General features: G+C 71.2%; 12 protein-coding genes. 2 read left to right on the top strand and 10 right to left on the bottom strand.

All coding sequences use genetic code 11. From position 1 onward, the window contains the following. Positions 1-338: 338 nt before the first annotated feature. The 6 genes from GUY60_RS40150 to GUY60_RS26115 form a co-directional block, all read right to left on the bottom strand. Positions 339-677: an NsdA family TPR-like regulatory protein gene (locus GUY60_RS40150; RefSeq protein ID WP_512700841.1), complete on the bottom strand. Its 339-nt coding sequence runs from the start codon at positions 675-677 to the stop codon at positions 339-341. Between the two features lie 76 nt (positions 678-753). After that, a complete protein-coding gene (locus tag GUY60_RS26135; RefSeq protein WP_187370130.1) occupies positions 754-1,743 on the bottom strand; it encodes a PDR/VanB family oxidoreductase in 990 nt (329 codons plus the stop codon). Next, the gene (locus tag GUY60_RS26130; RefSeq protein WP_312866426.1) at positions 1,740-1,967 is read right to left on the bottom strand and encodes a hypothetical protein; all 228 of its coding nucleotides are present in this window, start codon (positions 1,965-1,967) and stop codon (positions 1,740-1,742) included. Before GUY60_RS26130 ends, GUY60_RS26135 begins: the two co-directional genes overlap by 4 nt. Further along, positions 1,964-3,025 carry a Rieske 2Fe-2S domain-containing protein gene (locus tag GUY60_RS26125; RefSeq protein ID WP_161702038.1) on the bottom strand — a complete coding sequence of 354 codons (1,062 nt, stop codon included), beginning with the start codon at positions 3,023-3,025 and terminating at the stop codon, positions 1,964-1,966. Before GUY60_RS26125 ends, GUY60_RS26130 begins: the two co-directional genes overlap by 4 nt. A gap of 34 nt (positions 3,026-3,059) precedes the next feature. Continuing rightward, positions 3,060-4,418 carry an MFS transporter gene (locus GUY60_RS26120; RefSeq protein ID WP_161702036.1) on the bottom strand — a complete coding sequence of 453 codons (1,359 nt, stop codon included), beginning with the start codon at positions 4,416-4,418 and terminating at the stop codon, positions 3,060-3,062. A gap of 239 nt (positions 4,419-4,657) precedes the next feature. Next, the gene (locus GUY60_RS26115) at positions 4,658-5,455 is read right to left on the bottom strand and encodes an IclR family transcriptional regulator (protein WP_312866425.1); all 798 of its coding nucleotides are present in this window, start codon (positions 5,453-5,455) and stop codon (positions 4,658-4,660) included. Positions 5,456-5,651: 196 nt separating this feature from the next. Here GUY60_RS26115 and GUY60_RS26110 point away from each other — a divergent pair, with 196 nt between their 5' ends. Further along, on the top strand, positions 5,652-6,524 hold the full coding sequence (locus GUY60_RS26110; RefSeq protein WP_161702044.1) for a PaaX family transcriptional regulator: 873 nt from the start codon (positions 5,652-5,654) through the stop codon (positions 6,522-6,524). A gap of 35 nt (positions 6,525-6,559) precedes the next feature. Here GUY60_RS26110 and GUY60_RS26105 read toward each other — a convergent pair whose 3' ends face one another. Genes GUY60_RS26105 through GUY60_RS26090 form a run of 4 tightly spaced genes read right to left on the bottom strand, consistent with a single transcriptional unit; the run spans position 6,560 to position 10,357 of the window. Further along, positions 6,560-7,015 (bottom strand): MaoC family dehydratase, encoded by a 456-nt coding sequence (locus GUY60_RS26105; RefSeq protein ID WP_161702032.1) that lies wholly within the window; start codon positions 7,013-7,015, stop codon positions 6,560-6,562. Between the two features lie 12 nt (positions 7,016-7,027). Next, positions 7,028-8,539 carry an o-succinylbenzoate--CoA ligase gene (gene menE / locus GUY60_RS26100; RefSeq protein ID WP_161702030.1) on the bottom strand — a complete coding sequence of 504 codons (1,512 nt, stop codon included), beginning with the start codon at positions 8,537-8,539 and terminating at the stop codon, positions 7,028-7,030. Positions 8,540-8,552: 13 nt separating this feature from the next. Continuing rightward, on the bottom strand, positions 8,553-9,428 hold the full coding sequence (locus GUY60_RS26095; RefSeq protein WP_161702042.1) for an amidohydrolase family protein: 876 nt from the start codon (positions 9,426-9,428) through the stop codon (positions 8,553-8,555). An 11-nt stretch (positions 9,429-9,439) separates the two neighbouring features. Beyond that, positions 9,440-10,357, bottom strand: coding sequence for an SDR family NAD(P)-dependent oxidoreductase (locus GUY60_RS26090; RefSeq protein ID WP_161702028.1), 918 nt, complete (start codon positions 10,355-10,357; stop codon positions 9,440-9,442). Between the two features lie 358 nt (positions 10,358-10,715). Between GUY60_RS26090 and GUY60_RS26085 the strand changes: the two genes are divergently transcribed. After that, entirely contained in the window at positions 10,716-11,141 is a 426-nt protein-coding gene (locus GUY60_RS26085) for a MarR family winged helix-turn-helix transcriptional regulator (protein ID WP_161702026.1), read from the top strand. Positions 11,142-11,262: the final 121 nt, after the last annotated feature.

Here is an 11,262-nt window from a genome sequence, read left to right as displayed (position 1 = left end):
GGGGCTGGGGGCAGGGAGGCGCCGCCGGGTACCGCTGGTACCGAATCCTGGCGGCGCTGACCTGCACATATTTACCCCTGGGTACCGTCGAGGGCATGCCCGCACTCAACGTGGAATTCAGTCACCAGGAGCTCGACGAGCTCCGCACGCTCGCGCAGGAGCGCTGCCTGACCATGAAGGCCGTCGTCCGCGAGGCGACCGCCGACAAGTTCACCCGGCACCGCGCCCTGCACGAGGGTGCCGAGATGTTCCGGAGCACCTTCCGGGACCCCGCCCCGCGCTCCCGAAGGGCACCGCCTCTGCACAGTTGTCGAGCAAAGCCACGGTCGAGGGTCGCCTCACGCGACGGCCCGGAGCCGTTCGAGGAGTTCGCCGACGCCTGCTGTTCGCGCGTACGACGACAGCTGTGGCTCGAGGTCGCGGACCATCGTCACGCATCTGGGTGCGTTGATCCGGCTGGCCAGATCCAGGGAGCGAGTGGCGACTTGGGCGGCGAACTCCGGTTCGCCGACGCGGAGGTAGTTCTCAGCCTCGTAGGTCAGGAACACGGCCCGCGTCTTGGAACGCGCTTCGGGCAGCAGGGCAATGCCTTCGTCCATGAGCTGGCGGGCTCGGCCTCGTTGACCGAGGCCGGCGAGGCACCGGCCGCTGTCGGCGGCGAGGTCGGCATGTGACATCCACGAACACCAGGCGGGAGGCGGGTCGTACGACGGTGCGCGACATGTCGCGCTGGATCGACCCATCCGTGGGGACTCACAGGTCGAGGACCAGGCGGGGGCAGGCGGCGCGGGAGACGCAGATCAGCATCGTGTCGTGTGCGGCCTGCTCGGTGGGGGTGAGGAGGGAGTCGCGGTGGTCCACGATGCCGTCGAGGACTGCGGTCTCGCACGTTCCGCACGTGCCCGCTCGGCAGGAGGACAGGACCGGTACGCCCGCCTGCTCAACGGCGTCGAGCACGGACGTGCCGGGCGGCACGGTCACCGTGCGGCCGGTGCGGGCGAGGGCCACTTCGAACTCCTCGCCCTCGCCCGCGAGTTGACCGCCCCTGGGGGCGAACCGTTCGGTGTGCAGGGCATCGGCCGGCCAGGCCGCGCAGCCTTCCTCCACCGCGCGCAGCAGGCCTTCCGGGCCGCAGCAGTACACAAGGGTGTCCGGGCGCGGGCTGCCGAGCAGGGCGTCGAGGTCCGGCAGGCCGTGTTCGTCCTGCGGTACGAGCCGGACGCGTTCGCCGTACGTGGCGCGCAGCTCGGTGTGGAAGGCCATGGAGGCGAGGCTGCGTCCGCCGTACACCAACTCCCACTCGGCGCCCTGCCGTTCGGCCTCGGTGAGCATGGGGAGCAGCGGGGTGATGCCGATGCCGCCCGCGAGGAAGAGGTAGCGGGGCGAGGGCTGGAGCGCGAAGTGGTTGCGCGGGCCGCGTGCCCGTATCGGGTCGCCTGGTGCGAGACGGTCGTGGACGTGCGCGGATCCGCCCCGGCCGTCCGGCGCGCGCAGGACGGCGACCTGCCAGCGGGTGCGGTCGGCCGGGTCGGAGCACAGCGAGTACTGGCGGGTGAGTTCCGGGCTGAGCTGCAGGTCGATGTGGGCGCCGGGCTGCCACGCGGGCAGGTCGGTGCCGTCGGGGCGGGCGAAGGTCAGGCGTACGACGTCCTGGGCGATCGGCTCTTTGTCGGTGAGGACCAGGTCGAGGTCGACCTCGATGGTGCGCGTGGGCGTCACGGTGGTCACGGTTGTTTCCTTCATCGGGCCAGGGCCGGTTCGGGGGCGTCGGCGGGGGCGGGCGCGGCGCCGGCGGCCGGGTGGTGTCCGTCGGGGTGGGCGAGCAGCCAGTCCCACAGTTCCGCCGGATCCTCGAACTCGCGCTCGGCGCCGCAGTGGCAGACGGCGAGCAGGTGGTCGGTGCCGAGGATCCAGTGGATGCGGTAGACATCGCCGCCGGTGAGTGCCGGGGGGTGCAGGGGGTTCACCGGGTCGCCGCCCGCGCCTGCTCGGTGCCGTCGGTGGCGAGGCGCGCCAGGATGCGGCGGGCGGCGAGACCTCCGGTGTCGATGTTGATGGACAGCTCCTGGTAGCCGGCCTTCTCGGTGTCCAGTGCCTTCTGCAGCACATTGAGTGCGACCACGTCCTGCATGACCACGGTGTGGTTGTTCTCCTGCAGGAAGTCGGAGACCTCCTGGTCGTTCAGTGCGAAGTCGCGGGCCACCGCCCAGAAGTCGTACGTGGTGTTCTCCGTGGACGGGGTGATGCCGTAGACGACCTCGACGTGGAAGGCGTCCGGGTCGCTGCCGTCCGCGTTCGGGCCGGGTGCGCCGACGGGGGCGATGCGGGAGTGCAGCAGGTAGAGGCCCGGCGCGTGGTACTCGATGTCCTGCCAGCGGGTGATGCGGCCTTCGATGCCGGTGGAGTGGGCGTAGAACGGCGGGCACTCGGCGTCGTCCATGTGGCGGCTGACGTGGACCACGCCCGCTTTGTCATCGACCTCGGTGGTGATGGGGGTGTCGGCGACCTCGGGTGTGCCGATGTAGCCGCCGTGCAGGTATGTCTCGTGGGACAGGTCGAGCAGGTTGTCGACGAGTAGCCCGTAGTCGGCGTCGATGGGCTCCATGCCGGACACGACGGTGTGGTCGGGCGAGTCGAGCCACGGTGCGCGCGACGGCAGGGTGTCACCGGGCTCGTGATCGCCGATCCACACCCATACGAAGGAGTCCTGTTCGACGACCGGGTAGGTGGCCAGGCGGGCGGTGCGGGGGATGCGTTGCTGGCCGGGCACGGACACGCACACGCCGTCGGTTCCGTAGGTGAAGCCGTGGTAGCCGCAGACCACGCGGTCGCCGTCCAGGCGGCTCGGCTTCTCGGAGAGGGGGAAGCGGCGGTGCACGCAGCGGTCCGTCATGGCCACCGGTCGTCCGTCCTCGGTGCGGTAGAGGAGGATCGGCTCGCCGAGGACGGTGCGGCCGAGCGGCTCACGTCCGACTTCGGAGGTGTAGGCGGCCACGTACCACTGGTTGCGGACGAACGCGGTCATGGTGTTGCTCCTTTCAAGTGCGGGGTCAGGGGGCTCAGTTCGCGGCGTCGCCGGTCGCGGGGACGGTGGCGGACGGGCGGGGCTCGGCCGCGTGGGCCGGGCGCATCGCCAGGACGAGGGTGCCGGTCGCCGCGAAGATCGCTCCGACGGCGAGGTAGAGACTCTGCGGGCTCCACCCCGCGTCGAGCAGGGCGCCTGCCGCGGTGGGCGCGACGATCGCTCCGATACGGCCGACGGCGAGCGCGCAGCCGATGCCGGTGGCGCGGACGGACGCGTCGTAGACGACGGGTGTGAGGGCGTACAGGCCTGCCACGCAGCCGTTGACGAACACGCCGATCAGGGCGCCGAGGGCGAGGGCGATCCACAGGGTGGAGGTGGAGACGATGAAGCCGGACAGCAGGACCGCCGTGAGGACCAGGTAGGCGGTCAGGACATGGCGGAGCCGGAAACGGACGGCGAGGGCGCCGAGCGCGGCGGCGCCGAAGATGGCCCCGAGGTTGAGCAGGGTGCCACCGGTCAGGCCCTGGGTGCTGGACAGGCCCGCCTCCACGAGCAGGGTCGGCGTCCAGCTGGTGACGACGTAGAACCCGGCCATCACCAGGAAGAACGCGGACCACAGCAGCAGTGTGGAGCGGCGCAGCGCACTGCCGAGCAGTTTGCGGAAGCCGGCGGCGAGTGAGGCGGAAGGACGGTCGGTGGCTTCGGGCAGCTCGGCCTGCGTCGGTTGGCCCATGCGGCGGGCCAGGGCGTTGACTCGCCGCAGCGCGCCCTTGGGCCTGCGGGTCAGCAGGAAGTCGAGGGACTCGGGCAGAGTGGCCCAGGCCAGTGGTACGACCAGGGCGGTGGCGAGGCCGCCTGCCAGGAACACCGAGCGCCAGCCGAACCGGTCGATCATGCCGACGGCGAGCAGCCCGCCCAGGGTGGCGCCGATGGCGTAGCCGGTGGAGTTGAGGCTGATGGCCAGGCCCCTCCAGCGGCGGGAGGCGTACTCGCCGGAGAGGACGTTGCTGCAGGCGAGGACGCCGCCGATGCCGACGCCGGTGAGCACGCGCAGCGCGCCGAGCTGGACGGCGGACTGACTGGCGGAGGACAGCAGCATGCCGGCGGCGGCGAGGGCGAGGCAGCCGAGCACGATCGGGCGGCGGCCCACACGGTCGGCCCACGGGGCGACGGCGATCGCGCCGAGCGCCATGCCGACGAGGCCGGCGCTGAGCAGCAGGCCGAGCTGGGCTGAGCCGAGGTCCCATTCGGCGGAGACGGCCTTGCCGGTGAAGGACATCACCAGGACATCGAATCCGTCGAGGATGTTGAGCAGGACGCAGACCACGACCACGCGCCACTGGAAGCGGCTCATCGCTCCCTCGTCGAGGGCGGCGCGCAGCGGGCGGCTCACCGCGCCGCTCCGGTGCGTGAACAGGCGGGCGACAAGGCCATGGCGGACTCCGGTCTCTCCTACGCGATTACGGCCAACCGCCTTGTAGGTGCGGCACGTTGCTGCTCTGCCGGCATCCCGTCGGGGCGGGCGGAGGCGGTTGGTGCGGACAGCTTCGAGGAGAACGACCTGCCCGCCCAGGCGCTTTCCCGGATGCCGGGAAAGATTTCGCGCGAGGCCGTGCCGGGGCGGTGCCCGGGTCAGCGGGCGGGGTCGGCGAGTGCCCGTGTGATGGCGCGGGCGCTGGTGCACACGAGCGGCGCGAGCGCGTGCACCGCGTGGCCGCTGTGCCGTACCACCAGCGATACGGCGGCGGCCACTTCCCCGCCCGGCCCGTACACGGGCGCGGCCACCGACAGCGCGTCGGTCGTGACCTGCCGGTCGCTGACGACATAGCCGTCGCTGCGTACGGCGCCCAGCATCCGGCGCAGGGTGCGCGGATCGGTCACGGTGTGCTCCGTGTACCGGTGGAACGGCCCGGCCAGCACCTTCTCCTGGACCTCGACCGGGGCGCGGGCGAGCAGGGCGAGGCCGACCCCGGTGGCGGTGAGCGCGAACCGCCCGCCCACCCGGGTGAGCACGGGTACGGCGCCGGTGCCCGCGATCCGCTCCACGAACACCAGCTCGCACCCTTCCCGCACGGCCAGTTGTACGTTCTCCCGCGTGACCTGCGAGAGGTCCTCCAGGTACGGCAGGGCGCGCTCCCGCAGGCCCTGGCCGCGCGGGGCGAGCGCGCCGACCTCCCACAGGCGCAGTCCGACCCGGTAGCGACCGTCCGCCCCGCGCTCCAGGGCTCCCCAGGCGACCAGGTCGCCGAGCATCCGGTGCACGGTGGAGGTGGGCAGGCCGGAGCGCCGCGCGAGTTCGCTGAGCGTCATCGCCGGGTGCTCGGCGCTGAACGCACCGAGGATCTTGAACGCCCTGCCGAGGACCGGACCGGGGCCGCCCTGCGTGCGGTCCTCGCTCGTGTGCGCTGCCGTGGTGGGCTGTACTCGCACGTCACACACCTTTCTGCTGTCCGAAAGAGCGCGTCGGCGTCGGAGGGGCGGGCCGGGCTCGTGCTCGACGCCCTCTGCACAGCGGCAAGTTGGGGGCGGAAGCGGTCCCCCGGGCGGCTGTGCGTCGGCGGCGGCCGTCTTCCCGTACCGCCGGATCACGGCTGATCTGCGGCAGCGTACGGTGGGCGGCGTGACCATGGAAGAGTCGCTGCGGCCCCAGTCCCTGATGCTGACGTTCCTGGGCGATCAGGTGCTCGGGCGGGATGTCTGTGTGTACTCGGGCAGTGTGATCGATGTGTTCGCCCGCGCCGGTGTCGGCGAGCAGGCGACGCGTTCGACGCTGACCCGCATGGTGCACCGCGGCTTGCTGCGGCGTCAGCGCGAGGGCCGCCGGATGTATTTCGGCCTGACGGAGCGCTCGGCGGCCGTGCTGCGCGACGGTGAGCGGCGCATCTGGCAGACGGGCGCCGTCAACCGTGACTGGGACGGCACGTGGACGTTGCTCGGCTTCTCGCTGCCCGAGTCCTGGCAGCGCCAGCGCCACGACCTGCGGTCCCGGTTGACGTGGAGTGGCTTCGGGCTGTTGTTCAGCGGTCTGTGGATCGCGCCCGGTGACGTCGACGTGTCGGCGCTGGTGGCCGAGCTGGGACTGGCCGCGCATGTGAAGGTCTTCCGTGCGCACGCCGACGCCGGCATGGACGTCGGCGCGATGATCGGTGAGACGTGGGAGCTGTCCGAACTGGCCGCGCGGTACGAGGCGTTCGCCGGGCGCTGGCAGCCGTGGGAGGGAGAGCTTCCGGACGTGGTTGACGCTCCCCCAGCCTCCGGCCGGGGGGACCCCCATCTCGCTCCGCTCGCGCTGCGGTTGCGGCTGCAGGCCGAGTGGCTGCAGGTGGTCCGCCGCGATCCGCGGCTGCCGGTCGAGCATCTGCCGGACGGCTGGCCGGCGGAGCGGGCCGAGAAGACGTTCCGGGCGGTGCACGAGAGGCTCACGCCGCTCGCGCAGGAGGCTTCGGAACGCCTTCTCGACCTGGTGCCGGTACGCGCGGACGACACCCAGCACGCGTAGCCCGTATCAGGCGTGACGATCAGGCACAGCCCGGATCAGGCGTAGAAGCGGGACAGGCTCTGCAGTACGGCGGCGGGCTTGCTGCCGCCTTCGATCTCGATGGTCCCGTCGACGGTGATCTGCACCCCGCCCGGTACGTCCTCGACCTCCGCGAGCCTGCCGACGAGCCGGATGCGGGAGCCGACGGGGACCGGGGCGGGGAAACGGACCTTGTTCAGGCCGTAGTTGACCTTGGTCGTCACGCCCTGGACGTCGAGGAGCGCGGTGAACAGCGGGATGAAGAGGGAGAGCGTGAGGTAGCCGTGCGCGATGGGGGCGCCGAAGGGTCCGGCTGCCGCGCGTGCGGGGTCCACATGGATCCACTGGTGGTCGCCGGTCGCGTCGGCGAAGGTGTCGATGCGTTCCTGGGTGATCTCGATCCAGTCGCTGCTGCCCAGGTCGCTGCCGGCGAGCTTCTTGAGTGCGTCGAGGCCGTTGACGGTGACGGTCATGTGTGCGTGTCCTTACGGGAGTTGAGGGCTGCCGTGGCGCTTGCGGAGCTGGGCTTTGAGGAGCTTTCCGGAGGCGGTGCGCGGGAGTTCCTCCGCGACCACCACTGACTTGGGGATCTTGTATTTGGCGAGGCGTCCGGCCAGGGACGCGAGCACCGCGTCGGGGTCGGGCACGGCGCCCTCGCGGGGCACGACTACCGCGCGCGGCACTTCGCCCCACGTGTCGTCCGGGACGCCGATGACTGCGCATTCGACGATGTCCGGGTGGGCCAGGAGAAGGTCCTCGATCTCGGCCGGGTAGATGTTCTCCCCGCCGGAAATGATCATGTCCTTGATGCGGTCGACGATGTGGACGTGGCCGTCCTCGTCGATGCGGGCCGCGTCGCCGCTGCGGAACCAGCCGTCCGAGAAGGAGGCTGCCGTCTCCTCGGGGCGGCCCCAGTAGCCGGGCATGACGTGCGGCCCGCGCACGACGATCTCGCCGGTCTCGCCGACGTCGGCCGGGGTGAGGTCGGGCCGTACGACCCGTACGTCGCTGAAGAAGTGCGGCACGCCGGCCGAGCCCGCCTTGTCCGCCGCGTGTTCGGCGTCCAGGAAGAGGGTGCCGGGGGCCGCCTCGGTCATGCCGTAGCCCTGGAGGAAAGTGAGCCCGCGCCCTTGGTACGTGGCGATGAGCGGGGTCGGCACCGGGGAGCCGCCGCAGTGCAGGCTGCGCAGCGAGGACAGGTCCGCGTCGGCCCAGCGCGGGTGCCGGGCCATCTGGTCGAACATCGTCGGCACCCCGAACATGAGGGTGATCCGGTGCCGTTCGATCAGGTCGAAGGTGGTGCCGGGGGCGAAGGCCTCGGTCAGGACGCAGGTGCCGCCCTTGAGGAGCACCGGCAGGGTGAGCATGTTCAGGCCGGCCGTGTGGAACAACGGGGCGGTCACGAGGGCGCGTTCGTCGGCGGCCACGTCGGTGTCGACGAGGACGTTGACGGCGTTCCAGGTGATGTTGGCGTGGGTGAGCATGGCGCCCTTGGGGCGGCCGGTCGTCCCCGAGGTGTACATGATGAGGCAGGTGTCGTCGCCTCTGACCGGTTCGTCGATCGGAGCCTCGGCGGCCCCGGCCAGCAACTCCTCGTAGGCGGCGCCGACTTCGACGTACGTACGCACATCGGTGCTGTCGGGCAGCGCCGCGACGAGCCCGGCGTGTGCGGGGGCGTGGATGAGGGTGTCGGCGCCGGAGTCGGTGAGCTGGTGGGCGATCTCGGGTGCGGCGAGGCGGGTGTTGAGTGGGACGAAGACGGCGCCGAGCAGGCCGGCCGCGAACAGGGTTTCCAGGTAGGAGGGGTGGTTGGGGCCGAGGTAGGCGATCCGGTCGCCGCGTCGGATGCCGCGGGCGCGCAGGGCGTGGGCGAGGCGGGTGGTGCGGGTGTGCAGCTCGGCGTAGGTGAGGCTGGTGTCGTGGTGGATCAGGGCGGTGCGGTGCGGGGTTTTGCGGGCCCGGCGTGCGGGCCACGATCCGAGTCCCTCGTTGCGCATCTTCGCGCTCCCTTTACGGTTTCGTCAGCCCGAGCAGGCGGGCGGCGTTCTCCTTGAGGATCTTCGGCCGGACCTCGTCCTTGATCGACAGCTTCGCGAAGTCGGCGAGCCAGCGGTCGGGGGTGAGGACGGGGAAGTCGGAGCCGAAGAGGACCTTGTCCTTGAGCAGCGTGTTGGCGTACTGGACGAGTTGCGGCGGGAAGTACTTCGGTGACCAGCCGGACAGGTCGATGTGCACGCCCGGCTTGTGCGTGGCGACGGCGAGGGCCTCGTCCTGCCAGGGGAACGACGGATGCGCCAGGATGATCTTCAGGTGCGGGAAGTCGGCGGCGACGTCGTCGATGTGCAGGGGGTTGGAGTACTTGAGCCTGATGCCGCCTCCGCCGGGCACCCCGGCGCCGATGCCGGTCTGACCGGTGTGGAAGAGGGCTATCGTGCCGGTCTCCTCGATGACTTCGTACAACTCGTAGGCGAGAGCACGGTCGTTGGGGAAGAAGCCCTGGATGCTGGGGTGGAATTTGAAGCCCTTCACGCCGTACTCCTCGACCAGTCGGCGGGCCTGCCGCACGCCGGCCCTGCCCCGGAACGGGTCGATGGAGGCGAAGGGGATGAGCACGTCGGAGTTGGCTGCGGCCGCCTCCGCCACCTCCTCGTTGGGAACGGGCTCGGTGCCGGTGGCCGACTCTGCGTCGACCGTGAAGATGACGGCGGCCATGTTCCGCTCGCGGTAGTACGCGGCGGTCTCCTCCAGGGTCGGCTTCCGCTTGCCCTCGACCTTGAAGAAGGCGGAGGAGGCGTCGTGCAGGTCGTCGTCCAGGGAGGCGTGGCCCTCGGCGGAGACCTCGGCGTGGGTGTGGACGTCGATCGCGACCAGGTCGTCGGGGTTCATGGGGTGGGGCATCACGCCTCCGGCAGCTTCGGCGCGGGGATGCCGACCGTCTGGAGTTCGGCGCCGACCGACGTCGGCCAGGCCTCGGCGAGCGTGTCCGGGGTCCAACCTCCGTTCGCGTAGGCCGACTTGGTCTCCTGCGGATGGGACCAGAGCGTCACCTTGTCGCCGCCGATGCCGATGGCCTGGCCGGTGACGGTGCGTGCGGCTTCCGAGGCGAGGAACGGGACGAGGGCCGCGCAGTCCTCGGGGGTGCCGAAGCCCTCGCCCTTGCGCAGGAAGTCCGGCAGCGGTGCGCCGTTCCTCATCGCCTCGACGTACGGGGCGAAGGCGGGGATGGTCTCGGTCATCGCGGTCGCGGCGACGGGCACGATCGCGTTGACGGTGATCTGCGCGCGGGCCAGTTCCATGGACCAGGTGCGGGCCATCGCGGCGATGCCGGCCTTGGCGGCGGCGTAGTTGGTCTGGCCGAAGTTGCCGCGCTGCCCGGCCGGGGAGCCGACGAGGATCAGGGTGCCGCCCTCGCCCTGCTCGCGCATGCGGACGGCGGCGGCGCGGGCGCAGGTGAAGGTGCCCTTGAGGTGGGTGGAGACGACGGCGTCGAAGTCGTCGTCGGTCATCTTCCAGAGGACCTTGTCCCGCAGGATGCCCGCGTTGGTGACGAGGATGTCGAGGCGCCCGAACTCCTCGACGGCGCGGGCGACCAGGCGGTCGGCCGCCTCGGACGTGCCGACGGCGGCCACCTCGGCGACGGCGGTGCCGCCGGCCTCGGTGAGGGACTTCACGGCCGCCTCGGCCACGGCTTCGTCGACGTCGTTGACGACGACGGAGGCTCCGTGGGCGGCCAGGGCGTGGGCGTAGGCGAGGCCGAGGCCCCGGCCGCTGCCGGTGACGACGGCGGCCTTGCCGGTGAGATCGATGCTTGGCACGAGCGAGTCCCTTCACGTACGGGTACGGCCGCGGGGCGGTGCGCGGCGGGATGCGGTGAGGCGTGACGTACGCCTGCGAGCCGAGACCCGGGGCCCACGGCTCACAGCTGAAGCCTCAAATGCGAGGCGCGGCAGACGAGTTCGGCGGTGAAGCCCGAGGCGCGACTCCGAGACCGAAGGTAAGAACAATAATTGTTGACGTCAATAGTTGTAGCCGTCCGAAGCGTGCGTCATCCTTGTCGAGCACACCGGAACCGCCCCGCCCGGGGCCTCGACCAGGGAGCCCGTCATCACCCGCAAGCCGCACGCCACGAACCAGGCCACAGCCCCTGCCCCGATCGACGCGGACGAGCCGTGGATGCGCGGGCTGCACGCGGACACGGGCTACCTCCTGTACCGCATGGGCCTGCGGTCCGGGCAGCTGTTCAACGCCTGCCTCCAGGACTCCGGCCTGCGCCTGCGCCACTACGCGCTGCTGCGGTTCCTCGCCGCCTCCGGGGGCACACTGCAGCGGGAGTTGAGCGCGCGGCTCGGGTACGACCCGAGCGCGATCGTGAGCCTGGTCGACGACCTGGAGAAGCTCGGGTTCGCCGAGCGCCGCCCGGCCCCCGACGATCGCCGCAGCCGGATCGTCGCGCTGACCGCGGACGGCCGCGCCTTCCTGCGCGACAGCGACGAGGCGGGCTCACGCGTGACGGACGAACTCCTCGCCCCGCTGAAGCCGGCCGAGCGGGAGACCCTGCACGCGCTGCTGCGGCGGATCGCGGAAGCCGGGCTCTCCTGACAGCAGTTGATGTTGTGCAGATGATTGACGGCTGAACGATGAGTGCCTAACTTCACCGGGGCACCGGCACGCACACCGGCACGACCCCCCGCCGGTGACTTCACACGGCACCGGCCTCAGG

Source organism: Streptomyces boluensis (genome assembly GCF_009908195.1).
GTDB classification, from domain to species: Bacteria; Actinomycetota; Actinomycetes; order Streptomycetales; family Streptomycetaceae; genus Streptomyces; species Streptomyces boluensis.
This window is presented reverse-complemented; position numbering and strand designations above follow the sequence as displayed.

Coding starts and splice junctions, on each gene's coding strand:
- GUY60_RS40150 (WP_512700841.1), bottom strand. CDS start 677: ATGTCACATGCCGACCTCGCCGCCGACAGCGGCCGGTGCCTCGCCGGC.
- GUY60_RS26135 (WP_187370130.1), bottom strand. CDS start 1,743: ATGAAGGAAACAACCGTGACCACCGTGACGCCCACGCGCACCATCGAG.
- GUY60_RS26125 (WP_161702038.1), bottom strand. CDS start 3,025: ATGACCGCGTTCGTCCGCAACCAGTGGTACGTGGCCGCCTACACCTCC.
- GUY60_RS26110 (WP_161702044.1), top strand. CDS start 5,652: ATGGAAGAGTCGCTGCGGCCCCAGTCCCTGATGCTGACGTTCCTGGGC.
- GUY60_RS26105 (WP_161702032.1), bottom strand. CDS start 7,015: ATGACCGTCACCGTCAACGGCCTCGACGCACTCAAGAAGCTCGCCGGC.
- menE (WP_161702030.1), bottom strand. CDS start 8,539: ATGCGCAACGAGGGACTCGGATCGTGGCCCGCACGCCGGGCCCGCAAA.
- GUY60_RS26095 (WP_161702042.1), bottom strand. CDS start 9,428: ATGAACCCCGACGACCTGGTCGCGATCGACGTCCACACCCACGCCGAG.
- GUY60_RS26085 (WP_161702026.1), top strand. CDS start 10,716: ATGCGCGGGCTGCACGCGGACACGGGCTACCTCCTGTACCGCATGGGC.